This is a genomic window from Streptomyces sp. CRN 30, from assembly GCF_034105845.1.
In genome coordinates this window covers 38,807-62,314 of sequence record NZ_JAVRHI010000437.1, presented here as the reverse complement: position 1 = coordinate 62,314, position 23,508 = coordinate 38,807, and the positions used below count along the sequence as shown (strand labels likewise).

20 protein-coding genes, 1 tRNA gene and 1 pseudogene are annotated in these 23,508 nt (G+C 72.5%); 13 read left to right on the top strand and 9 right to left on the bottom strand.

Annotated elements, in window-relative coordinates; all coding sequences use genetic code 11:
* The 4 genes and pseudogenes from eno to UW392_RS48145 all read left to right on the top strand — a co-directional run.
* Positions 1-181, top strand: a pseudogene (gene eno, locus UW392_RS48160) (phosphopyruvate hydratase); the annotation flags it as partial.
* Between the two features lie 105 nt (positions 182-286).
* Positions 287-769 carry a septum formation initiator family protein gene (locus UW392_RS48155; RefSeq protein WP_320781707.1) on the top strand — a complete coding sequence of 161 codons (483 nt, stop codon included), beginning with the start codon at positions 287-289 and terminating at the stop codon, positions 767-769.
* A gap of 30 nt (positions 770-799) precedes the next feature.
* Positions 800-1,333 (top strand): DUF501 domain-containing protein, encoded by a 534-nt coding sequence (locus UW392_RS48150; protein ID WP_320781706.1) that lies wholly within the window; start codon positions 800-802, stop codon positions 1,331-1,333.
* The gene (locus UW392_RS48145) at positions 1,330-2,271 is read left to right on the top strand and encodes a Ppx/GppA phosphatase family protein (RefSeq protein WP_320781705.1); all 942 of its coding nucleotides are present in this window, start codon (positions 1,330-1,332) and stop codon (positions 2,269-2,271) included. The genes UW392_RS48150 and UW392_RS48145 overlap by 4 nt, the downstream gene beginning before the upstream one ends.
* Positions 2,272-2,288: 17 nt before the next feature.
* Here the strand turns inward: UW392_RS48145 and UW392_RS48140 are convergent, their stop codons facing one another.
* Complete coding sequence (locus UW392_RS48140; RefSeq protein WP_320781704.1) at positions 2,289-3,455, bottom strand: PP2C family protein-serine/threonine phosphatase; 1,167 nt, start codon at positions 3,453-3,455, stop codon at positions 2,289-2,291.
* A 530-nt stretch (positions 3,456-3,985) separates the two neighbouring features.
* On the opposite strand from UW392_RS48140, the gene UW392_RS48135 reads away from it, so the two are divergent.
* Both UW392_RS48135 and UW392_RS48130 read left to right on the top strand, forming a co-directional pair.
* Positions 3,986-5,401 (top strand): NAD(P)/FAD-dependent oxidoreductase, encoded by a 1,416-nt coding sequence (locus tag UW392_RS48135; protein ID WP_320781703.1) that lies wholly within the window; start codon positions 3,986-3,988, stop codon positions 5,399-5,401.
* A 216-nt stretch (positions 5,402-5,617) separates the two neighbouring features.
* Positions 5,618-6,919 carry a cyclopropane-fatty-acyl-phospholipid synthase family protein gene (locus tag UW392_RS48130; RefSeq protein WP_320781702.1) on the top strand — a complete coding sequence of 434 codons (1,302 nt, stop codon included), beginning with the start codon at positions 5,618-5,620 and terminating at the stop codon, positions 6,917-6,919.
* 83 nt (positions 6,920-7,002) lie between these two features.
* Here UW392_RS48130 and UW392_RS48125 read toward each other — a convergent pair whose 3' ends face one another.
* Together UW392_RS48125 and UW392_RS48120 are read right to left on the bottom strand one after the other, a co-directional pair.
* Positions 7,003-9,522 carry an ABC transporter permease gene (locus UW392_RS48125; protein ID WP_320781701.1) on the bottom strand — a complete coding sequence of 840 codons (2,520 nt, stop codon included), beginning with the start codon at positions 9,520-9,522 and terminating at the stop codon, positions 7,003-7,005.
* A 57-nt stretch (positions 9,523-9,579) separates the two neighbouring features.
* On the bottom strand, positions 9,580-10,350 hold the full coding sequence (locus UW392_RS48120; protein WP_320781700.1) for an ABC transporter ATP-binding protein: 771 nt from the start codon (positions 10,348-10,350) through the stop codon (positions 9,580-9,582).
* 422 nt (positions 10,351-10,772) lie between these two features.
* Between UW392_RS48120 and UW392_RS48115 the strand changes: the two genes are divergently transcribed.
* From UW392_RS48115 to UW392_RS48105, 3 genes are all read left to right on the top strand, one after another.
* Positions 10,773-10,856 (top strand) — tRNA-Leu (locus tag UW392_RS48115).
* 223 nt (positions 10,857-11,079) lie between these two features.
* On the top strand, positions 11,080-12,252 hold the full coding sequence (locus UW392_RS48110; protein WP_320781699.1) for a 4-hydroxybenzoate 3-monooxygenase: 1,173 nt from the start codon (positions 11,080-11,082) through the stop codon (positions 12,250-12,252).
* A 182-nt stretch (positions 12,253-12,434) separates the two neighbouring features.
* Positions 12,435-13,322 carry a Bax inhibitor-1/YccA family protein gene (locus tag UW392_RS48105; RefSeq protein ID WP_320781698.1) on the top strand — a complete coding sequence of 296 codons (888 nt, stop codon included), beginning with the start codon at positions 12,435-12,437 and terminating at the stop codon, positions 13,320-13,322.
* 84 nt (positions 13,323-13,406) lie between these two features.
* Here UW392_RS48105 and UW392_RS48100 read toward each other — a convergent pair whose 3' ends face one another.
* The gene (locus UW392_RS48100) at positions 13,407-13,637 is read right to left on the bottom strand and encodes a DUF4287 domain-containing protein (protein WP_320781697.1); all 231 of its coding nucleotides are present in this window, start codon (positions 13,635-13,637) and stop codon (positions 13,407-13,409) included.
* 102 nt (positions 13,638-13,739) lie between these two features.
* On the opposite strand from UW392_RS48100, the gene UW392_RS48095 reads away from it, so the two are divergent.
* Complete coding sequence (locus tag UW392_RS48095) at positions 13,740-14,051, top strand: hypothetical protein (protein WP_320781696.1); 312 nt, start codon at positions 13,740-13,742, stop codon at positions 14,049-14,051.
* 68 nt (positions 14,052-14,119) lie between these two features.
* Here the strand turns inward: UW392_RS48095 and UW392_RS48090 are convergent, their stop codons facing one another.
* From UW392_RS48090 to UW392_RS48080, 3 genes are all read right to left on the bottom strand, one after another.
* Positions 14,120-14,998 carry a hypothetical protein gene (locus UW392_RS48090; protein ID WP_320781695.1) on the bottom strand — a complete coding sequence of 293 codons (879 nt, stop codon included), beginning with the start codon at positions 14,996-14,998 and terminating at the stop codon, positions 14,120-14,122.
* A gap of 316 nt (positions 14,999-15,314) precedes the next feature.
* Positions 15,315-16,535 (bottom strand): acetyl-CoA C-acetyltransferase, encoded by a 1,221-nt coding sequence (locus UW392_RS48085; RefSeq protein WP_320781694.1) that lies wholly within the window; start codon positions 16,533-16,535, stop codon positions 15,315-15,317.
* Between the two features lie 204 nt (positions 16,536-16,739).
* Positions 16,740-17,765 (bottom strand): SGNH/GDSL hydrolase family protein, encoded by a 1,026-nt coding sequence (locus UW392_RS48080; RefSeq protein ID WP_320781693.1) that lies wholly within the window; start codon positions 17,763-17,765, stop codon positions 16,740-16,742.
* Positions 17,766-17,943: 178 nt separating this feature from the next.
* Between UW392_RS48080 and UW392_RS48075 the strand changes: the two genes are divergently transcribed.
* A complete protein-coding gene (locus UW392_RS48075; protein WP_320781692.1) occupies positions 17,944-19,332 on the top strand; it encodes a cystathionine beta-synthase in 1,389 nt (462 codons plus the stop codon).
* A gap of 378 nt (positions 19,333-19,710) precedes the next feature.
* On the opposite strand, the gene UW392_RS48070 is transcribed toward UW392_RS48075, so the two are convergent.
* Positions 19,711-20,118: a hypothetical protein gene (locus tag UW392_RS48070; RefSeq protein ID WP_320781710.1), complete on the bottom strand. Its 408-nt coding sequence runs from the start codon at positions 20,116-20,118 to the stop codon at positions 19,711-19,713.
* 143 nt (positions 20,119-20,261) lie between these two features.
* Here UW392_RS48070 and UW392_RS48065 point away from each other — a divergent pair, with 143 nt between their 5' ends.
* Both UW392_RS48065 and UW392_RS48060 read left to right on the top strand, forming a co-directional pair.
* Positions 20,262-21,104 carry a MurR/RpiR family transcriptional regulator gene (locus UW392_RS48065; RefSeq protein WP_320781691.1) on the top strand — a complete coding sequence of 281 codons (843 nt, stop codon included), beginning with the start codon at positions 20,262-20,264 and terminating at the stop codon, positions 21,102-21,104.
* Between the two features lie 104 nt (positions 21,105-21,208).
* Positions 21,209-21,793 carry a hypothetical protein gene (locus UW392_RS48060; protein WP_320781690.1) on the top strand — a complete coding sequence of 195 codons (585 nt, stop codon included), beginning with the start codon at positions 21,209-21,211 and terminating at the stop codon, positions 21,791-21,793.
* Positions 21,794-22,029: 236 nt separating this feature from the next.
* Here UW392_RS48060 and UW392_RS48055 read toward each other — a convergent pair whose 3' ends face one another.
* Positions 22,030-23,418 carry a diaminopimelate decarboxylase gene (locus UW392_RS48055; protein ID WP_320781689.1) on the bottom strand — a complete coding sequence of 463 codons (1,389 nt, stop codon included), beginning with the start codon at positions 23,416-23,418 and terminating at the stop codon, positions 22,030-22,032.
* Between the last annotated feature and the right edge of the window lie 90 nt (positions 23,419-23,508).

Below are 23,508 nucleotides of genomic sequence, written 5' to 3'. Positions count from 1 at the left end.
GACCGAGGACGTCACCATCGCCGACCTCGCCGTCGCCACCAACTGCGGCCAGATCAAGACCGGCGCCCCGGCCCGCTCCGAGCGCGTCGCCAAGTACAACCAGCTGCTGCGCATCGAGGAGATCCTCGACGACGCCGCGGTCTACGCCGGCCGCAGCGCGTTCCCCCGCTTCAAGGGCTGAGCACACCCCGGCAGCTCCGGTAGGCGGCGTCGCACGTACGTCCCCGTCCACGGTCCCGTACCGTGTGCGGGGACGTACGCGCGTGCACCGGGAGGCGGAAGCGACATGGCGGTGAAGGACCGGGACCGTTTCTCCACCGCGACCAGGATCCGGGCCCTGGGCGAGCAGACCGCCGCCCGGGTCTACCGCTCGCAGACCAAGCGCCAGGCCCGCCGCTCCCGGCTGACCGGCCGGGCGGCCCTCCTCGTGATGGTGATCTGCTCCCTCGTCGTGGTGCTCGCCTACCCGATACGGCAGTACGTCGCCCAGCGCGGCGAGATCGACGATCTGCGCCGGGAGAAGCAGCAGGCCCGGCAGCGGGTCGAGGACCTGCGGGACCTGAAGGCGCGCTGGCAGGACGACGCGTACGCCGAGCAGCAGATCCGGCTGCGGCTGCACTACGTGATGCCGGGGGAGACGGGATTCGTCGTCGTCGACCCGGGCACGGCGAAGCAGTCCCGCACCGGCCTCGGCGCGGCGGGCCGCCCCTGGTACCGCACCGTCTGGGAGGGCGTCGACAAGGCCGACGCCGCCGCCAGTCACTCGTAGAACCCACAGGAAGACCGACAGAAGCCAGTCATGCACACGCCCCCGCCGCCCACCCCGCGCACCGAGCCCACCGACGCGGACGTCGAGGCCTTCAAGCAGCAGCTGGGCCGTCCGCCGCGCGGACTGCGCGCCATCGCGCACCGGTGCCCGTGCGGGCAGCCGGACGTCGTGGAGACCGCCCCGCGGCTGCCCGACGGGACGCCGTTCCCCACGCTGTACTACCTGACGTGCCCGAAGGCCGCCTCCGCCATCGGCACCCTTGAGGCCAACGGCGTGATGAAGGAGATGACCGAGCGGCTCGCCGCCGACCCGGAGCTGGCCGCCGCGTACCGTGCCGCGCACGAGGACTACATCCGGCGCCGCGACGAGATCGAGCAGCTCACGAACTTCCCGAGCGCGGGCGGCATGCCCGACCGGGTGAAGTGCCTGCACGTGCTGGTGGCCCACTCGCTGGCCGCCGGGCCCGGCGTGAACCCGCTGGGCGACGAGGCGATCGAGATGCTGCCGGAGTGGTGGCGCAAGGGCCCGTGCGTGACCACGGCCTGTGGGGAGGACGAGAAGTGACCCGTGTCGCCGCGATCGACTGCGGTACGAACTCCATCCGGCTGCTGGTCGCCGACGCGGACCCGGAGACCGGTGAGCTGACCGACCTGGACCGCCGCATGACGATCGTGCGGCTCGGCCAGGGCGTCGACCGCACCGGCCGGCTCGCCCCCGAGGCGCTGGAGCGGACGTTCGCGGCCTGCCGCGAGTACGCGAAGATCATCGACCGGCACGGCGCGGAACGCGTCCGCTTCGTGGCCACCTCGGCCTCCCGGGACGCGGAGAACCGCGACGAATTCGTGCGCGGCGTCGTGGACATCCTCGGCGTCGAGCCCGAGGTGATCACCGGCGACCAGGAGGCGGAGTTCTCCTTCACCGGCGCCACCAAGGAGCTGACCGGCCGCACCGACCTCGCCCGCCCGTTCCTGGTGGTGGACATCGGCGGCGGCTCGACGGAGTTCGTCGTCGGCGACGACCACGTGCGTGCCGCCCGCTCCGTCGACGTCGGCTGCGTCCGGATGACCGAGCGGCACCTGGTGACGGACGGCGCGGTGGCCGACCCGCCGACGCCGGAGCGGATCGCGGCGATGCGGGCGGACATCGAGGCCGCCCTCGACCTCGCCGAACAGACCGTGCCCCTGCGTGAGGCCCGCACCCTGGTCGGCCTCGCCGGCTCGGTGACGACCGTCTCGGCGATCGCCCAGGACCTCCCGGAGTACGACTCGACCGCCATCCACCACTCCCGCGTCTCCCGCGCCCGCGTGGACGAGATCACCGACCACCTCCTGCGCTCCACCCACGCCGAGCGCGCCGCGATCCCTTCCATGCACCCCGGCCGGGTCGACGTCATCGCCGCCGGCGCCCTGGTCCTCCGCGCGATCATGGAACGCACCGGCGCACCGGAGGTCGTGGTCAGCGAGCACGACATCCTGGACGGGATCGCCTGGTCGGTGGCGTAGCCGCCGCCTCGGCGGGGTCAGGGTCCGTCCGGCCCCGCCGGCGGCTCCGTCGCCGACACCGTCACCGCGAGCAGGGCCAGGTCGTCCGCGAGGACGCCGCCCGCGTGGTGGTGGACCAGGCGGGTCTGGTGTTCCACCACCGTGGGCGGCCCCGCGCGCCAGGTCTCCGCGAGGCCCTCTTCGGGGGAGTAGAAGACGCCGTCGGCGTCGCGGGCCTCCAGCAGGCCGTCCGTGCAGAGCAGGAGCAGGTCGCCGGGGGCGAAGGGGCGGGACTCGTGGCCCCAGGGGCCGGGATCGAGGTCGCCGAGGCCGAGGGGGAGGCCCGGGTCGGCCGGCTCCCAGGCGCGCACGCCTTCCTCCGTGGCGAGGAACGCCGGGCAGTGGCCGCGGCTCAGCAGCCGTACCTCCCCGCCACCCGGCGGCAGTTCGGCGACGGCGGCGGTGATGAAGTGCTCGCCGGGGGTGTCGCCCGCGCCCCGCACGGCCACCGTCTCGCGGATGTTCCGGGCCACGGCCTCGTCGAGGTGGTGGGCGAGGAGCGGCAGGGTGGAGGTGTGGTGCGCCGCCTCCCGGAAGCACCCCACCAGGGCGGCCACGGCGGGGATCGCGTCGGGACCCTTGCCGCGTACGTCGCCGATGAGCAGCCGCACCCCGTACGGGGTCTCCTCCACGGCGTAGAGGTCGCCGCCGACGGCCGCCGCGTCCGAGGCCGCCTCGTAGCGCACGGCGATCCAGGTGCGGCCGAGCCAGGCGCGTACCGGCGGCAGTACGGCGCGCTGGGCGTACGCCGCGGCCCGCCAGGTGTCCCGCATGCGCCGGTCCAGGAAGAGCCGCAGCCGGCAGAGCGGGACGCTCGCCCAGACCAGGACGAGCAGCGCGGCGAAGTCGACCACGGCATGGCTGCCGTCGGTGTGCAGATGGCGGGCGAGGAGGAAGAGCAGGCCGGCGGCGCTGTTCACGGCCGCGAGCAGCACCACGCCCCGCATCCGGTGCACGCAGGCGGCCGTCATGGAGCTGAGGATCAGCAGCGCGTCGCCGCTCAGCCCGCCCGGCGTGGGCAGGTCCAGCGCGACGGCCAGCACGGTCAGCACCGCCGGCGCCCACCAGGCCCACGGAGGGACGGCCAGGACCCCCTGCTCGGGAACGGGGGAGAGCAGTCCCGTCGTGCGGCGGTGCGGACTCATGCGACCTCTTTTCCGGCCACCACCCCGGCGGTCCCGGCGTGCGGCGGGACAAACGTAATAAAAGGTGCGTCCGAAGGGGCGGTGACCGCTCCGTGGTGTCTGTGCGGCGATCAGTCGCAGGCCGTCGTCTGAGCAGGTCGGGGAACGTCTGAGCGGATCATGGAGGCTCCGGAAGGGCCCTGTGGGACCTCTTCGCGGGAAAGTTCGTGAAGTTCTTCACAAGAGATTGGGTCCCGGTGGGCGGCGAACGGCATCTCGTTGACCCTTTTGGGGGCTCAACTGCCCTTTGAACACGTTCAGAAGGGGGGCGTGGAAATGCTCCCGGCGTCGGTTCGTAACGGAGCCCGACGCGGCCCCGACCGGCCGGAGTGGCTGCTCACGCGCCATTGACAACGGTGCGTGTCACCCGGCGGTTCCCGCTCCGTGACATGACCTGCGTCACGCGAGCGGAGGAGTGTAACACGACCCTCAACGGAGCTTGTGAAGGGGCGCACGAAGCACCCCCCCGGGGCAGGTGGATACTCGATGCCATGAGCACCACGGAGCGTCCCAGGATCCTCGTAGTAGGCGGTGGGTACGTAGGCCTGTACGCGGCTCGACGCATTCTCAAGAAGATGCGTTACGGCGAGGCGACCGTCACGGTCGTCGACCCCCGGTCGTACATGACCTACCAGCCCTTCCTCCCCGAAACCGCCGCCGGCAACATCTCCCCGCGCCACGTCGTCGTCCCGCTGCGACGCGTGCTGCCGAAGGCGGAGGTCCTCACCGGTCGGGTCACCACCATCGACCAGGACCGCAAGGTCGCCACGGTCGCCCCGCTGACGGGCGAGGCGTACGAGCTGCCGTTCGACTACCTGGTCATCGCCATGGGCGCGGTCTCCCGTACCTTCCCGATCCCCGGCCTCGCCGAGCAGGGCATCGGCATGAAGGGCGTCGAGGAGGCCATCGGCCTGCGCAACCACGTCCTCGAACAGCTCGACAAGGCCGACTCCACCACCGACGAGGAGATCCGCCGCAAGGCGCTCACCTTCGTCTTCATCGGCGGCGGCTTCGCCGGTGCGGAGACCATCGGTGAGGTCGAGGACATGGCCCGGGACGCGGCCAAGGAGTACAACAACGTGTCCCGCGAGGACATGCGGTTCATCCTGGTCGACGCCGCCGACAAGATCCTCCCCGAGGTCGGCCCGAAGCTGGGCGCCTACGGCAAGGAGCACCTGGAGAGCCGCGGCGTCGAGGTCTACCTCTCGACCTCCATGGACTCCTGCGTCGACGGTCACGTCGTGCTGAAGAACGGCCTGGAGGTCGACGCCGGCACCCTGGTCTGGACGGCGGGCGTGAAGCCCAACCCGGTGCTGTCCCGCTTCGGTCTGCCGCTCGGCCCGCGCGGCCACGTCGACACGCAGGCCACGCTCCAGGTGCAGGGCACCGACTACATCTGGGCCGCGGGCGACAACGCCCAGGTCCCGGACCTCGTCGGCCGCAAGGCCGGCAACCCCAACGCCTGGTGCCCGCCCAACGCCCAGCACGCGCTGCGCCAGGCCAAGGTCCTCGGCGACAACGTGGTCTCCGGCATGCGGGGCTTCCCGCAGAAGGAGTACAGCCACGCCAACAAGGGCGCGGTCGCGGGTCTCGGCCTGCACAAGGGCGTGGCGATGATCGTCATGGGCAAGATGAAGATCAAGCTCAAGGGACGTCTCGCCTGGTACATGCACCGCGCCTACCACGGCATGGCGATGCCGACGTTCAACCGCAAGATCCGCGTCTTCGCGGACTGGACGCTCGGGATGTTCCTCAAGCGCGAGGTCGTCTCGCTCGGCGCCGTCGAGACGCCGCGCGAGGAGTTCTACGAGGCCGCCAAGCCGGCCCCGAAGCCGGCCGCCGTCCCCGCTCCGAAGGCCGACGAAAAGGCCGGGGAGAAGACCGAGGAGAAGGCCAAGGCCTCCTGACCAGGGTCGCTCCACCCCGCAGTACGTAAGCAGGACCCCGAGGGGCCGTCCGCCATCCGTGGTGCGGGCGGCCCCTTCCCCGTGCCCGGGGGGGCCGCGCGAAGTGAGTGGCCTCTGCAACTATTTTGCGTAGTCATGACCGGGAGGTGGGACTGCGCATCCCCGCATCCGGTGTTTACGTGGTGAGTAAACATCCGGCTTTCGGAGGTGTGTGCCATGGCAGACGCCGCGTTGCGGCTGAAGAGCCTCGTCGAACAGGTACTGGGAGTCCCGCTCCCGGTCCGGGTCCGCGCGTGGGACGGCTCCGGGGCCGGACCGCCGGGTGCGCCCGCGCTCGTCGTACGCAACCGCCGCGCGCTGCGCCGCCTGCTGTTCAAGCCCGGCGAACTGGGCCTCGCCCGCGGCTGGGTCGCCGGTGACCTGGAGGTCGAGGGCGACCTCTACACCGCCCTCGACCTGCTCGCCGGACTGATCTGGGAGCGCGGCGAGGACGCCCGTACCCTCGGCCAGGCCCTGCGCGACCCCGAGGTCCGCGCCGCCGTCCGCGGCCTGGTCAGGCTCGCCGGCCCCCCGCTGCCGCCGGCCCCGCCCGCCGAGGAGGTCCGCCGGCGCCGCGGCCACCTCCACACCCGCCGCACCGACAAGCACGCGATCAGCCACCACTACGACGTCGGCAACGACTTCTACGAGCTGGTCCTCGGCCCCTCCATGGTCTACTCCTGCGCCTACTGGCCGGCCGCCGAGGCCGACGGCGCCACCCTGGAGACCGCCCAGCGCGACAAGCTGGAACTGGTCAGCCGCAAGCTCGCCCTGAAGCCCGGCATGCGCCTGCTCGACGTCGGCTGCGGCTGGGGCTCCATGGCGATCCACGCCGCCCGCGAGCACGGCGTGAGCGTCGTCGGCGTCACCCTCTCGCAGGAACAGGCCGCGTACGCCCGCAAGCGCGTCGCCGAGGAGGGGCTCACCGACCGGGTCGAGATCCGCGTACAGGACTACCGCGACGTCACCGACGGCCCCTACGACGCGATCTCCTCCATCGGCATGGCCGAGCACGTCGGCGCCGAACGGTACCTGGAGTACGCCCGCGACCTGTACGCCCTGCTGGGGCCCGGCGGACGGCTGCTCAACCACCAGATCGCCCGCCGCCCGCGGCGCGACGAGTCGGCGTACAGCGTGGACGAGTTCATCGACTCCTACGTTTTTCCCGATGGTGAGCTGGCCCCGGTCGGCACCACCGTCACCCAGCTGGAGCGCGCCGGGTTCGAGGTGCGCGACGTCGAGGCGATCCGCGAGCACTACGCGCACACCCTGCGCCGCTGGGTCGCCAACCTGGAGGCCGACTGGAACCGGGCGGTCCGGGTGGCCGGCTACGGCCGGGCCCGGGTCTGGCTCCTGTACATGGCCGCCTCCGCGCTCTCCTTCGAGCGCAACCGCATCGGCGTCAACCAGATCCTGGCCGTGCGGACCCCCGAGTCCGGCGCCTCGGGCCTGCCGCTGCGCACCCGCACCTGGAACTGAGCATCTGGAACTGACCCGCCCGCGCGTGGAAAGGGCCCCTACTCCTCGGAGCAGGGGCCCTTTTCCGTCACCTCGCGCCGCGGCTACTCCGACTTGATCGCCGTCAGCGGGTTCAGCCGGGCCGCGCGCCGGGCCGGCCACAGCGCCGCCAGCACACCGACCGTCGCGGCCAGCAGCAGGAAGAGCGCGATCCGGCCCCACGGCACCACCAGCTCGTACGTCGACAGCTCCGTGCCGACCAGCTCGCCCGCGGCCCAGCCGAAGAAGATGCCGAGCCCGATGCCGAGGACCGCGCCGAACAGGGAGATGATCAGGGACTCCAGGCGGACCATCCGCTTGATGCCCCGGCGGTCCAGGCCGATCGCGCGGAGCATGCCGATCTCCTGGGAGCGCTCGAACACCGACAGGGCCAGGGTGTTGACGACCCCGAGGACCGCCACGATCACCGCCATGCCCAGCAGGCCGTACAGGATGTTCAGCATCAGGGTCACCATCTGGGCGATCCCGTCGGAGATGTCCTGCTTGTCCTGGACGGCGACGGCCGGGCTGTCGTCGAGGGCCTTCCGCAGCGTGTCCTTGGACGCGTCGGACACGCCGCCGGACATCTTCACCATGACCTGCATGTCGACCGGGTCGGCGATGTGCGGGGTCAGCGTCGGCAGGTCGAGCATGATGCCGCGGAACATCTCGTTGCCCTCGTACACCCCGGCGACCGTGAGCCGTTGCTTCTTCTCGTCGTCGTAGGCGACCGTGAAGGCGGACCCGGCCTTCCAGCCGTGTTCCTTCGCGGTCTCCTCGTCGACGACCACCCGGGTGCCGGAGATCTCGAACGCGCCGTCCCGGACCGGCAGGTCGGTCAGCTCGCGGAACTCGGAGCCGGTGACGCCGGTGAGGTACTCGTCCCGGCCGTCGATCTCCGAGTAGGAGTTGCGCATCGGGCTGCTGGCGGTGACGCCGTCCACGCCGGAGAGGTTCTCCGCGACGTCGGGGGAGAGGTAGCTGCCGTTCGCCATCGACACCACGTAGTCGGCCCGGATCGACCCGGAGGCCATCTTGTCGATCGCCGACTGCACGCCGACCGCCGCGACCGTCAGGCCCGTGATCAGGGTCAGGCCGATCATCAGGGCGGAGGCCGTGGCCGCCGTACGGCGCGGGTTGCGGACCGCGTTCTGCCGGGCCAGCTTCCCCGAGATGCCGAAGACGCGCAGCACCGGTGCCGCCGCGGCGATCAGCGGGCGGGACAGCAGCGGGGTGAGGACGAAGACGCCGATGACGATCAGGCCCGCGCCGAGCGCCATCGGGGCCTGCGCGCCGGAGGCGTCGTCGGTCGTCGTCGCGGCCAGCACGACCGCCGCGCCCGCCGCCGTGAACAGGGCGCCGACGGTGTTCCGCAGGACCAGCGACTTGGTGGACGGCGCGGCGTGCACGCTGTTCATCGCCGCCACCGGCGGGATCTTCGCGGCCCGGCGGCCGGGCAGCCACGCGGCCAGCACGGTGATGAGGACACCGACGGCGAGCGCCGCGACGACGGTGCTCGGGGAGACGACGAGCGGGCCGTCCGGGAGGCCGGCGCCGACCGAGCCCATCAGGGAGCGCAGTCCGGCGCCGATGCCGATACCCGCGACGAGGCCGGTGACCGCGGCGACGACGCCGACGACGAACGCCTCGAACAGCACCGACCGGGTGACCTGGCGGCGCGAGGCGCCGACGGCCCGCAGCAGGGCCAGCTCCTTGGTGCGCTGCGCGACCAGCATGCCGAAGGTGTTGGCGATGAGGAAGGTGCCGACGAAGAGGGAGATACCGGCGGCGACCAGCAGTATCTGCTTCAGGCTGTCCATGGACCGGGCGGTCACCGCGGCCTGCTCGTCGGCGAGTGCCTGGCCCGTCTCCAGCTCGACGGTGTCCTTCGGCAGGGACTTCTCCAGCGCGGCCAGCAGGGCGGTCTGGCTTACCCCCGGCTTCGCCTTCACAGCGATCTGGTCGTACCGGCCGGTCTTGCCGTAGAGCTTCTGCGCGGTGTCCGTGTCGAAGAGGGTGAGGCTGCCGCCCGCCGCGACGTTGCCGTCGTCCGTGGTGAAGATGCCGCTGATCGTCGGGGTGAGCACCGGGCCGTCGACGGACATCCGGACCTGGTCGCCGACCTCGTACCCGGTCCGCGCGGCGGTCTCGGAGTCGATGGCGACCTCGCCGTCGTTCTCCGGCGCGTGGCCCTCGGCCATCGGGTAGCGGGGGTCGTCGGTGCCCCAGTAGTTGGCGCCCTGCACCTGCCAGCCGTTGCCGACCGGGTCGCCGTTCTTGTCGGCGAGGGCGGTGAAGCCGGAGACGCTGCCGATGACGGAGGCCACGCCCTCGGTCCGCTCCGCCCGGTCGAGGAGGGCCGGGGTCAGCTCGGCCGACTCGTCGTCGTCCTCGTTCCAGGCCGCCGTGACGGCGACGTCGACCTCCTCGAAGCCCTTGGTGGAGGACTTCTCGTACGCCGCGGAGACGGTGTTGGTGAAGACGAGGGTGCCGGAGACGAACGCCACGCCGAGCAGCACGGCGAGCACGGTCATCAGCAGCCTGGCCTTGTGCGCGAGCACGTTGCGCAAGGCGGTACGGAACATGGGGTCTTCTCTGTCCAGACGTGAGGGCGGTGGGGTAGGGGCTGGCGGGAGGCCGGTTCAGCTGGTGCGGCCCTTGGCGTCGAACTGCTTCATCCGGTCCAGGACCTTGTCGGCGGTCGGGCCGTACACCTCGTCGACGATCCGGCCGTCGGCGAGGAAGACGACGCGGTCCGCGTAGGCCGCGGCCACCGGGTCGTGGGTCACCATCACCACGGTCTGCCCCAGCTCCCGCACCGAGTTGCGCAGGAAGCCCAGCACCTCGGCGCCCGATCGGGAGTCGAGGTTGCCGGTCGGCTCGTCACCGAAGATGATCTCCGGCTTGGAGGCCAGCGCGCGGGCCACGGCGACGCGCTGCTGCTGGCCGCCGGAGAGCTGCGCGGGCCGGTGCCCGAGCCGCCCCGACAGGCCCACCATCTCGATCACCGTGTTCAGCCACTGCTTGTCCGCCTTGCGGCCCGCGATGTCCATCGGCAGCGTGATGTTCTCCAGCGCCGTCAGGGTCGGCAGCAGGTCGAACGCCTGGAAGATGAAGCCGATCTTGTCCCGGCGCAACCGCGTGAGCTGCTTGTCCTTCAGCGACCCCAGCTCGGTCCCGCCGATCCGCACGGAGCCGGAGGAGAAGGTGTCGAGACCCGCCACGCAGTGCATCAGCGTGGACTTGCCCGAGCCGGACGGGCCCATGATCGCGGTGAACTCGGCCTGCCGGAACTCGACGGAGACCCGGTCCAGGGCGACCACCTGGGTCTCGCCCTGCCCGTAGATCTTCGACAGCTCCGTGGCGTGCGCCGCCACGGCGGTGGTCGGGGCGGCGATGGGTGCGGTGGTCACGGCGAGCGCTCCTGTGGGACGGGGACGGTGGAACGCGATCCATCGTTCCGGCCGGGAAGCGCGATGTAGTCAACCGCTGTTCCGGTCTGGAGGGCCGACCTGGGAGGGACCTCGCCGGGCGCCGTCATACCTGGGGATGACGGCCGACCCTGACGCCCCCCGCGACGCCCCCGCCGGTTCCCCGGGTGGTGGGCGCGAACGGTCGAGAACCGGTGGAGCGCCCTTGTTCGGACGGTGAAATTCCGTCATTCCGCATGCGCGGCGGGCGCGTGCGCGCGAGGCTGTTGGCAAGTGCGGATGGCCTGTTCGGCCGGCTGATGCACCCTCAGACATCAATAAAATAAGACAACATCGGGTTGCCCGGTCCCTGCCGGGAGGGGGCGTCCCGATAGGGTCGTGGCTCGACGCGGAGCCCATGGCCTGCCCGGATGGTGGAATGCAGACACGGCGAGCTTAAACCTCGCTGCCCCTTCGCGGGCGTGCCGGTTCAAGTCCGGCTCCGGGCACCTTCTCGACGCCGCACCTCCCTCGCGCGCACCGCGGAACTCTCCCCCGCAGCACTCCCGAAACCCCTCACATCGGCATGCCCGGCGGCACTCCCGGCGCCGTTCCCGCCGGACCCGTTGACAGCGGACGTGTCCGGACGGAGACTCGCGGCGGCACCCGGTGAAAAAAATTTCACCAGGCGAACACGGCCCAGGCAATGACGCCCACCGAAGGGAACGACCGATGCGCACCACCGTCGGCATCATCGGAGCCGGCCCCGCCGGCCTCCTCCTCGCCCGGCTGCTCCACAACGCCGGGATCGACTCGGTCGTCCTGGAGAGCCGCGACCGGAGCTACGTCGAGCAGCGCCAGCGCGCCGGCATCCTGGAGCAGGGGACGGTCGACGTGCTGCGCGAGGCGGGTGCCGGGGAGCGCCTGGACCGGGAGGGACTGCGCCACGACGGCATAGAACTGCGCTTCGCCGCGCGCCGCCACCGCGTCGACTTCCCCGCCCTCACCGGCGGCCGGTCCGTGACGGTCTACGCCCAGACCGAGGTCTGCAAGGACCTCATCGCCCTCCAGCTCAAGGACGGCGGCCCGCTGCTGTTCGAGACGGAGGCGCTGGCCGTCGAGGGCGCCGGCACCGACAGCCCCCGGGTGCGGTTCCGCCGCGCGGGCGCCGAGTCCGTGCTGGAGTGCGACTACGTCGTCGGCTGCGACGGCTTCTGGGGCGTCGCCCGCAAGGCGATACCCGAGCACCTCACGCAGGTGTTCGAACGTACGTACCCCTTCGGCTGGCTCGGCATCCTCGCCGACGTCGCCCCCTCCCACGACGAACTCGTCTACGCCCGGCACGACCGCGGCTTCGCCCTGCTCTCCATGCGCTCGCCGTCCGTCTCCCGCCTCTACCTCCAGGTGCCCGAGGGCACCGACGCCGACAGCTGGAGCGACGACGCCGTCTGGGACGAGCTGGAGCGCCGCTTCGAGACCGCCGACGGCTGGCGGCTGGAGCGCGGCCCCGTCACCCAGAAGTCCGTCACCCCGATGCGCTCCTACGTCCACGAGCCGATGCGGCACGGCCGGCTCTTCCTCGCCGGTGACGCGGCTCACATCGTTCCCCCGACCGGAGCCAAGGGCCTCAACCTCGCTGTCGGTGACGTCGTCACCTTCGCGCGGGCCCTCGCCCACCGCCGCCGCACCGGCTCCGACGACCTGCTGGACGGCTACTCCGCCACCTGTCTGCGCCGCGTCTGGCAGGCCGAGCGGTTCTCCTACGACATGACGGCCCTGCTCCACCGCGCGCCCGACGCCACCGGCTTCGACCGCCGTCTCCAGCTGGCCCGGCTGGAGCGCCTCGCCTCCTCCCGCGCCGCCGAGACCGACCTCGCCGAGGCGTACACCGGTTTCCCCTTCTGACCGAGGCGCGTGTCCGACCCGAGGCGCGCGTGGCGGCCGGGGCGGGTGAGGGGAATCACGGGCGGGCCTCGCGTGTTCTCCCGGTGGACGAGGGAAAGATCCTCCCCAAGCACTAGGGTCATTCCTTTGCCGTTCTATTACTCTTGAGCCAAGGCCACGCACGGTGGCCATGGAGGAGTGAAATGAGGAGCAGAAACCCGGTCTTCTCGCGACGGGGGTTCAGCCGCGACAACGGCTACGCGGGCTTCAACACCGCGCCGCAGGCCGGGGGACCCGCTGTAGCCACGCAGGGCGCCCCGTACGCCCAGCCGACCGGCAACCCGTACGCGCAGAACCCGTACGCCCAGACGGACCTCGGCGCTCCGCCGCAGGCACCCGCCACCACGGGCCGGATGACCATCGACGACGTCGTCCTGCGGACGGGCAGCACGCTCGGCGTGCTGATCGTCACCGCCGCGCTCTCCTGGGCGCTGCTGCCGGTCGACGACGCCAACATCGGCCGCTCGTACGGCATCGCCATCGGCGCCGCCCTGATCGGCATGGTCCTGGCGCTCGTCCAGTCCTTCAAGCGGACACCGACCCCGGCGCTGATCCTGGCCTACGCGGCGTTCGAGGGCGTGTTCCTCGGCGTCGTCTCCAGCGTCGTCGACAACCGCATCGCCGACGGCGCCGCCATGCAGGCCGTGATCGGCACGATGGCGACCTTCGCCGCCGTGCTGGTGGCCTACAAGGCCGGCTGGATCCGCGTCAACCGCCGCTTCGTCGGCTTCGTGATGGCGGCCTCGCTGGGCTTCGTCCTGCTGATGATGGTGAACCTGCTGTTCGCCGTCTTCGGCGGCGGTGACGGCCTCGGCTTCCGCAGCGGCGGCCTCGGCATCCTCTTCGGCGTCATCGGCATCATCCTCGGCGCGTGCTTCCTCGCCCTGGACTTCAAGCAGGTCGAGGACGGCATCGCCTACGGCGCCCCGCGCGAGGAGGCCTGGTTCGCGGCCTTCGGCCTCACCCTGACGCTGGTCTGGCTGTACCTGGAGTTCCTGCGGCTCATCGCGATCCTCAACAGCAACGACTGACCCGCCGACGCGGTCATCGAGTGCGAAGGGCCCCGGGCGTGCGTCGCCCGGGGCCCTTCGCCGTGCCGTGCCGGTGGCGCGCGCCTACAGCAGCCTGCGCGCGGCCCTTCTCATGTCGTACTCGTGGACGATCGCCTTGGCGTGCCCGTAGGCGAGGTTGTGCTCGTGCCTGAGCCAGCTGACCTTCTCCTCGAAGCGGAAGAGAGCCGGGCCTTCCTCGACGGTGCGCAGCCAGTCGGAGACTTCACGACCGGTGCAGTGGGGGATGCGGGCGAGCAGGTTGCGATGGGTCTCCTCGGAGAAGACTTGGGACATCGGCGCCTCCGGACGCAGGGGATGTGAGCCGGTCCTTCAAGTCACCGTGCCCGAGCGTTCGTCCGTTGGCAACAGTCCCGGAGAGCCGCGTACGCTCACGCCGTGGTTGATACGACGCCTCTGACCCGCGCGCTGGAACACTTCGCCGACCGTCTGCGGGCCGCCCCGCAGAGCAGGCTGCAGCGCGGCGCCGCCGCCGAGGCGCTGGAACTGGCCAGGGAGCTGTCCCGCCGGGCCCAGCTCGCCGAGGACCCCGCGGCGGAGCCGCGGGTGATGCCGGACGCCGGGATGTTCGCCGCCGCCGACCAGATCGCCGTCGCCGGGCACGACCTCGCGGTCGTGCTGCGCGGCGAGGCGGACGTGGAGGAGGCGGTGAGGCTGGTGACGGAGGCACAGAAACGCGCCGGGGTCTGAGGACCCCGGCGCGACGCGTCCGGCGTTCCGGTGTTCCGGCCTGCTCCCGGTGTCTCCGCGGTGCGGGTCTAGAGGGACGCGATGACGCGGTCCGCCAGGACGTACACGCTCTCCTCGCCGCAGGAGAAGGTGAGGGCGTAGGCGCCGGAGACACCGGAGCCGCCCAGCAGTACCGGGGTCTCGCCCGCGCGCAGCGCGCTCGCCAGCCGCTCCGAGGTCTCGCGGTGGCCCGGCGTCATGCACAGCGTCGTCCCGTCGGCGAAGACGTACACGTCCAGCGTGCCCAGCGGGCCCGGCCGGACGTCCGCCAGCTCGACCCGGCCGGCGGCCAGCTCCTCCAGCGCCGTGACGGTCCGCTCGTGGTCGTTGCCCGCGGGCGACGGGTTCGGCACGAAGTCCGGGTGGGAGGGGTGGCGGCGGCGGGCCGCGGCCAGCTCGGCGGATTCCGCGGGCGGCTCCTCGGCCTCCGCCCCGGCCGGCGACTCCAGGCCGGCGAGGTCGGCCGGGTGGGGCAGGAACGGCTCACCGTCGGACAGGCCGCCGTCGAAACCCCCGTCGAAACCGCCGCCGTCGGACAGGGCGCTGTCGGACAGCACCGAGTCGGACAGCCCCGAGTCGGACAGGCCGCTGTCGGAGAACCCGAGCAGCAGCGGCGCGTCCGAGGTGCCGCGGCTCTCCTGCGCGGCCCAGAACGCCCGTGCCTCGGCGAGCTCCCGCTCCCGCTCCTCGGCCAGCGCCTCGGCCACCGCGGCGCGTATCTCGTCGGCGTCGGCCGTGGTGCGGGCCGCGGGCACCCGCCCGCGCAGCTCCGCGGCGCGGCTCTCGGCCAGCGCGGTGTGCAGGGCCGCGACCTGGCGGCGCAGCACCAGCACGCTGCGCAGGACCGCGACGCCCACGGCGCCGGTGGCTGCCGTGGTGAGCAGCAGGGCGATCGATGTGGCGCTCACTGACGTACTCCCGGTTCAAAGTCGACCCCCGACTTCCTACATCAGCTTGAAGGGCGGACTAACCCGCTGTCAGTGCGTAACGTCACGAACCGGACAGGACTTTCTGCCTCTGAGGTACGGGTGGGGCGGGGCTGACCAGCGTAAATCTCCGAGGAGAGGGAGATAGGTCACATCCTGGGGGAGATTGAGTCACAAAACGGCCCAGAACCCTGGTGGTTTCCAGGGTCCCGGGCCGGAGCTCACGAAGGGTCCCGCGAGTGCTACGCAGGGTCGTCCGGGAGGTCGTCCCGGACGGTCCCCGGCGGTCCCGGACGGCTCAGCTGAGGCGCTCGATGACCATGGCCATGCCCTGCCCGCCGCCGACGCACATCGTCTCCAGGCCGAACTGCTTGTCGTGCCACTGCAGGGAGTTGATGAGCGTGCCGGTGATGCGGGCGCCGGTCATGCCGAAGGGGTGGCCGACCGCGATGGCGCCGCCGTTGACGTTCAGCTTCTCCAGCGGGATGCCGAGGTCGCGGTAGGAGGGGATCACCTGGGCGGCGAACGCCTCGTTGATCTCGACCAGGTCGATGTCGTCGATGGTCAGCCCGGCGCGGGCCAGCGCCTGCCGGCTCGCCTCGACCGGGCCGAGGCCCATGATCTCGGGGGAGAGGCCGGTGACGCCGGTGGAGACGATCCGGGCCAGCGGGGTCAGCCCCAGCTCGCGGGCCTTGGTGTCGCTCATGATGACGAGCGCGGCGGCGCCGTCGTTGAGCGGGCAGCAGTTGCCCGCGGTGATCAGGCCGTCGGGGCGGAAGACCGGCTTCAGGCCCGCCACGCCCTCCAGGGTGACGCCGGCGCGGGGGCCGTCGTCCTTGCTGACGACCGTGGAGTCGGGCAGCGTCACCGGGGTGATCTCCCGCTCCCAGAAGCCGTTCTTGATGGCCTCTTCGGCGAGGTTCTGCGAGCGGACGCCGAACTCGTCCATGTCCTGGCGCGTGACGCCCTTGATCCGGGCGAGGTTCTCGGCGGTCTGGCCCATCGCGATGTACGGGTCGGGCAGCAGGCCGTCCTCGCGCGGGTCGTGCCACGTGGCGCCCTCGGACGCGGCGACGGCGGCGGTACGGGCCTCGGCCTCGGCGAAGAGCGGGTTGTGCGTGTCGGGGAGCCCGTCGGAGCTGCCCTTGGCGAACCGGGAGACCGTCTCGACACCGGCCGAGATGAAGACGTCGCCCTCACCGGCCTTGATGGCGTGCAGCGCCATGCGGGTGGTCTGGAGCGACGAGGAGCAGTACCGGGTGACGGTGCAGCCCGGCAGGTGGTCCATGCCCATCTGCACGGCGACGATCCGGCCCAGGTTGTGGCCCTGCTCGCCGCCGGGCAGGCCGCAGCCGAGCATCAGGTCGTCGATGTCCCTCGGGTCGAGCTCGGGGACCTTCGCCAGCGCGGCCTGCACGATCGTGGCGGCCAGGTCGTCCGGGCGCAGCTCCTTGAGGGAGCCCTTGCCGGCGCGGCCGATGGGGGAGCGGGCGGCAGAGACGATCACGGCTTCGGGCATCACGGCTCCAGAGGCGTCGGCGTACGTACGGGCTAGGGCTGACCCGTAGGGAAGTTACCCGTCCGTATGGGTCAGGTCACGGGTACGGCGGTGTGACCCTGACCGCAATTTACTAAGCGCTTGCTTTCTGCGGTAGGGGTCGCCGGCCGGTTCCGTCCTGAGGGCACCGGCCGGTTCCGTCCTGAGGTCGCCGGCCGGTTCCGTTCAGGACGGCTGCGCCGAGTGCTCCGGCTCCGTCTCCGCCACCCTGCGGCGCCTGCGCCGCTTGAGCAGCGCCCACGGCCCCCGGGGCCCCGTCGGCATCGCCGCCGCGACCTCCGTACCCGCTTCGGAGGCGGCCTCGGCCGCCGCCCGCGCCACCGGCAGGAAGCCCTCGCGGCGGGAGACGTCGGGACGCTCCTCGTCCGCGGGCCACAGCCCGAGCGCCGCGCACACCGTCGGCAGCACCGCCATCGCGGCGGTCGCGTAACCGTCCGCGGAGGGGTGGTAGTTGTCGGGGCCGAACATCTCCCGCGGGTTCTGCGCGAACTCCGGTCCCAGCAGGTCGCCCAGCGACACCGTGCGCCCGCCCTGCTCCACCACCCCGATCGTCTGCGCCGCGGCCAGCTGCCGGGACGTCCGCCGGGCCAGCCACCGCAGCGGCTGCCGCACCGGCTCGATCGTGCCCAGGTCGGGACAGGTCCCGACCACCACCTCCGCGCCGGCCGTGCGCAGCCGCCGCACCGCTCCCGCCAGGTGCCGCACCGACCGGGTCGCCGGCATCCGGTGGGTCACGTCATTGGCGCCGATCATGATCACGCAGACGTCCGGCACCCGCACCGCGTCCGCCAGCACCACCGCCACCTGCCGGTCCAGGTCGTCCGACCGGGCCCCCGGCACCGCCACCGACCGCAGCTCCACCGGGCTCTCGGCGACCGCCGCGAGCCCGGCCGCCAGCAGTGCGCCCGGCGTCTGTCCGGCCCGGTGCACGCCCTGGCCCGCCGCGGTGGAGTCGCCCAGCATCACCAGGCGCAGCGGCGGCTCGCCGCCCGGCGGGAGCGTCCCGCCGTAGAGTCCCTCCGCGTTCGGCACCCGCGACGGGGTGCCGTTGCCCACCCGCCGCCGGGCCAGCTGCACCTCCGCCAGCAGCACTCCCACCGTGGCCGCCCCGGCCAGTCCGATCCCGCCGCCGCCGTATGCCGCGCCGGCCGCGATCCGCCGGGCCACCCTCGCCCTCGACATGCTCGTCATGCGTCGCCGCCACCTCCTAAAGCCGTACATCCACTGCTTGCCCCGTACGGACCGTCGCCCAATCTCAACGGGGAGTGAACGACCGTCACGGAGCCACCCGGGAACGGCAGGCCATAGGCTGGCCGGCGGAACGAACACGACCACATTCACGAACTTTTTGCGGCATCCGGAGACAACGGTGCAATTTCACGACTCGATGATCAGTCTCGTCGGCAACACCCCGCTGGTGAGGCTCAACAGCGTGACCGAGGGCATCAGGGCGACCGTCCTGGCCAAGGTGGAGTACTTCAACCCGGGCGGCTCGGTCAAGGACCGCATCGCCCTGCGCATGATCGAGGCGGCCGAGCAGAGCGGCGAGCTGCGGCCCGGCGGCACGATCGTCGAGCCGACCAGCGGCAACACGGGCGTCGGCCTGGCGATCGTGGCCCAGCAGAAGGGCTACAAGTGCGTGTTCGTCTGCCCGGACAAGGTGTCCACCGACAAGATCAACGTACTGCGCGCGTACGGCGCCGAGGTCGTCGTCTGCCCCACCGCCGTGGACCCGGAACACCCGGACTCCTACTACAACGTCTCCGACCGGCTGGTCCGCGAGACGCCCGGCGCCTGGAAGCCCGACCAGTACTCCAACCCCAACAACCCGCTCTCCCACTACCACTCCACCGGTCCCGAGCTGTGGGAGCAGACGGAGGGCAGGATCACCCACTTCGTCACCGGCGTCGGCACCGGCGGCACCATCTCCGGCACCGGCCGCTACCTCAAGGACGCCAGTGAGGGCCGCGTCCGGGTGATCGGCGCCGACCCCGAGGGCTCGGTCTACTCCGGCGGCTCGGGCCGCCCGTACCTCGTCGAGGGCGTCGGTGAGGACTTCTGGCCCACCGCCTACGACCGCGAGGTCGCCGACGAGATCGTCGCCGTCTCCGACAAGGACTCCTTCCAGATGACCCGCCGCCTTGCCAAGGAGGAGGGCCTGCTGGTGGGCGGCTCCTGCGGCATGGCCGTCGTCGCGGCGCTGCGCGTCGCCGAGCGGCTGACCGAGGACGACGTGGTCGTGGTCCTGCTGCCGGACAGCGGCCGCGGCTACCTCTCGAAGATCTTCAACGACGAGTGGATGGCCGACTACGGCTTCCTGGACGACTCCGGCCCGAGCGCCCGCGTCGGCGACGTGCTGAACCACAAGGAGGGCCACGCCATCCCCTCCCTCGTCCACATGCACCCCGACGAGACGGTCGGCGAGGCCATCGAGGTGCTCCGCGAGTACGGCGTCTCGCAGATGCCGATCGTCAAGCCCGGCGCGGGCCACCCCGACGTGATGGCCGCCGAGGTCGTCGGCTCGGTCGTCGAACGGGAACTGCTCGACGCCCTGTTCACCCAGCGCGCCTCGCTGGACGACCCGCTGGAGAAGCACATGTCGGCGCCGCTGCCGCAGGTCGGCTCGGGCGAGCCGGTCGCGGACCTGATGACGGTGCTCGGCGCGGCCGACGCGGCCATCGTGCTGGTCGAGGGCAAACCGACCGGAGTGGTGAGCCGTCAGGACCTGCTGGCCTTCCTGGCCGTGACGGGAAAGTAGCGGCCAACCCGCGGTGAACCGGCCGTGACGACGGCGAACCCGCGGTGACCGCACGGTGCCGAACCTCTTCGAACTGGTACGCGCGTGTCACGTTCACGCAGCACACGCTTAACACGGGTCGGGCACATTGGTGGTTGTCGGCGGCTCGGGAGCGGCTCCCCGCAGCGGCCGGCACCGTACGGCGCCAAGGACCTCCGGAGCGGCTCCCGGACCTCCATGGACGCCAGGACGCGCGTACCGGTCTTGACCCGGTGGCGCGTCCCTCGCGGGGACCGCCGTCGTCCCGCCCCCCGGCAACGGGGGTGCGGCGGTCCCCGCGCATGACTCTTCCCGCGTACGACCGGCCAGTCGTCCCTGTCCTGCCGCCGGCACGGCCGGTCAGTCGTCCCTGTCCTGGCGCCGGCGGAACAGACCCGGTGTGGTGCGGGCGGCCTGTACGACGTTGACGCCGACGATGCCCGTCCAGGCCACCAGCAGTCCCGGCAGGTCGGCCACACCGCCGCCGATCGCGGACAGGGGAATGGCCAGCACCAGCGAGACGATGCCGAAGCCGAACCGCTCCCCCCAGGTGTCCGTGGGCTTCGGGCCCCTCGCGTCCCGGGCCGACGTCATCCGCTGCTCGGCCAGCTGCCGGCGCACCCGGCGCTCCACCGCGCCGTCGAGCCGCTGGTCCACCTTCTCCAGGAACGACTCGACCAGCGCGGAGTCGTACTCCTCGCCCAGCTCCCTGCGGGCGTGCAGGGTCGCGTCGAGTTCCTTCTTCAGGTCGGCGTCGCGCGCGTCCATTCCCGTCATGGAGCCCACGCTACGAAGCCGGCGCGCCCGTGACACTGGGGTTAGCCCCCGTCTTCGGCCGGGGGCCGCCGGGAGGATGCCGCGAGGACGCCGTTGTAACCTCCCGGGACGAAGACCTGGAGGGGGAGCACGTCATGGGTGTGACCGACAGCCCGGCCGCGCGGCTGCAGGCGCTGTTCGAGGGCCACCGGCTGACCCCGACCCAGCGGCGCATCGCCCACAGCATGGTGCGGCGCGCCGCCGACGTGCCGTTCCTGTCCAGCGTCGAACTGGCCGAGCTGGCCGGCGTCAGCCAGCCCTCCGTGACCCGCTTCGCCGTCGCCCTGGGCTTCGACGGCTACCCCGATCTCCGCCGCCACCTGCGCGAGGTCACCCCCGCCGCACCGGCCGCGGACAGCGGGGCGAGCAACGCCTACCAGCAGGCCGTCGAGGCCGAGATCGAGAACCTGCGCCACCTCGCCGAGGTACTGGCCGACCCCCGCCCCGTCCGCCGGGCCGGGCGGCTCCTCGCCGGGAGCCGCCCCCTCCTCGTCCTCGGGCTGCGGGCCGCCGCCGCCCAGGCGCAGGGGTTCGCCTACTTCGCCGCCAAGGTCCATCCCGACGTCCGGCTCCTCGGCGAGGGCGGCACCATGGTCCGCGACCGCATCGACGGCGCCGTGCGGGCCGGGGCGAGCACGCTGCTCTGCTTCGCGCTGCCGCGCCATCCCCGGGAGGTCGTCGACGCCCTGACGGCCGCGAAGGAGGCCGGACTGACCGTCGTCACCGTCGCCGACTCCGCCTTCGCGCCCGTCGCCAAGGTCTCCGACCTGCTGCTGCCCGCGGCCGTCGGCACGGGCCTCGCCTTCGACACGGCCTGTGCGCCGATGCTGCTGGGGCGGGTGCTGCTGGAGGCGATGTGCGACGACCTGCCGGACGCCCAGGCGCGGCTGGAGGAGTTCGACGCGCACGCGGCGGCGCGGGGGCTGTTCGTCGAGTGACGCGAGGCGCCGAGTGACGGGGCGCTCTCAGACTCGTCTCACCTTCCGTCGTTAGCCTGCGGGCTTCCCTCGGAGATTCGGCAGACGGTGCACGGGAGGCTGACGTGGCGCGCGGAGGACAAGGGCTGGCCCGGGTGGCGGTCGTCGTACGGGCGGGTGCGGCGCCCCTGTGGTGGCTGGGCGTGGTCGCGGCGGGCGTCGGCGTCCTGGTGCCGGGGGTGACCGGGCGCCGGATCGGTGTACTGGCCGGGGCGGCGCTCTTCATCGTCGCGGCCGCCGTGGTGGCGTACGTACGCCGCAAGAGGTACGTGCTGCTGGCCTCGTCCGCGGCCCGCGCCGGCAAGCACGACGTGCTCCAGGACCGGGCGGTGACCTCGCGGAACTGGCGCCGGGGGCACCGGTGGTGGCTGCTGCTCGCGTTCCTCGCGGCGGTGGGGTCCGCGTTCGCGGTGCCCGCGGCGGGCGGGATGCTGCTGGCCGGCTGCGGTGCGGGGCTGCGGCTCAAGGCGGCCTGGCTCGGGCGGCGGGAGCGGGTGGGGGACGCGCTGCTCTGGGTACGGGTCGACTGGCTCGGCCGGGATGGGGGCCGGCCCGCGGGCAAGGGGGTCAGGGCGTACCGGGGTACGGGGATCGCGGCGGGGGATGCCGCCCCTGGGGGCGCCCGCAAGCGGACGGCAGCGGTGGTCTGACCCCGGGGGGTCGGCTGGTATCCGGGTGCGGGGTGCGGGGTGCGCTGTGGCTGGTCGCGCAGTTCCCCGCGCCCCTGGGGCGGTGCCCTTGCGGGTGAAGTGCGGGCGCGTCGTGGCTGAGCGCGCAGTTCCCCGCGCCCCTGACGGGGCGCTGTCCGGGCCCCGGGGGCGATGGCGCCCCGCAAAGGGCGCGGGGAACTGCGCGACCAGCCACGACGCGCCCCGCACCCGAAGTGTCACCCCTCGTGCCCCGGCACGACCGTCAACGCCTCGGCGTACGCCCCACCCGCCTCCGCGACGATCTCCCCCGCCGTCTGCGCCGGACGCACCACCGCGAAGGTGACACCCCCGGGCCCGCGCCCCGGTACGAACCCGTACACCGCCGGCCGCGCCAGCGAGTTGTACGCGTAGTGGTGGGCGAAGCAGTACGCCCCCGTGTCCAGCGCCGCCGCGTAGTCCCCCTGCTCCAGCAAGGGCAGGGACCGCCCCGTCGCCAGCAGGTCCCCCGCGAAACAGGCCGGCCCCGCCACGTCCTGCACCACCGGCGCCCCCTCCTTGCGCCGCCCGGCGCGGTCGTACGCGGCGATCCGCAGCGGCCACGCCTCCGGCGCGTACACGGTCCGTGTCGCCACCTGCACGCCCGCGTGGGTGACGGCCACCCGCCGCCCGCCCGCGCTCTTGGCGTACTCGACCCGCGCCACCACCGTCCCCTGCTCGGCCAGGAGTGACCGCCCGAACTCCGTCACCAGCCCGTACCGCCCGTCGAACAGCCCCGGCACCGCCTCCCGCAGCGCCCGCGCGTACTCCGCGTACGTCGGCGCCGTCGCCTCCGAGGCGAAGTTCACCGGCAGCCCGCCGCCGATGTCGACGGTGTCGACCTGCCGCCGCCCGACGCGCGCGTTGATCTCCTCGGCCAGCGCGTGCACCACCGCCACCCCCTCGGCCATCCGGGCCGGCGGAATCCCCTGCGACCCGCTGTGCACATGCAGCCGGGTCAGCCACGGCCGGTCCGCGAACGCCCGCACCACCCACTCCCGCGCCCCCTCGTCCCGCAGCGCCACCCCGAACTTCGAGGTCGCCGTCGCCGTGGAGAGCGCCTCGATGGAGCCGCCGCCGACCTGCGGATTGACCCGGACGCCGAGCGGCGAGGAGGGCCGCGCCGACCGCGTCAGACCGTCGACGCGCTCCAGCTCCTGCGGGTTGTCGACGTTGACGGCCACGCCCAGCGCGAGCGCCTCGCGCAGCTCCTCCACCGTCTTGGCCGGCGAGTCCAGCACCGTGTGCTCCGCCGGGACCCCCGCCGCCCGCGCCAGCGCCAGCTCACCCGGGCTGGCCACCTCCGCCCCGATGCCCTCGTCCCGCAGCAGCCGCACCACCGGCACCAGCGGGCACGCCTTCACCGCGAAGGCGTGCAGTACCGGCGTGCCCGGTGCCGTCACCGCCGCGAACGCCTCCCGCAGCGCCGCCGCCGACTCCCGGATGCCCGTGGCGTCCAGCAGCCCCACCACAGGAGCGCCGGGCCCGAGCAGCCCCCGCTCCACCGCCGCCCGTACCGCCTCGTCCCGCCGCGCCGCCCGCCGTACGCCGTCCTCGTGCATGTCGCCCATGCCGTCCATGCCGTCCATGCCGTCCAGCCAAACATCAACGGGTCCCGCAGGCGGACCGCACGGCGTATTGACTAGCCCTATTCAGGTCGTGAGTATGTGAATGGATCT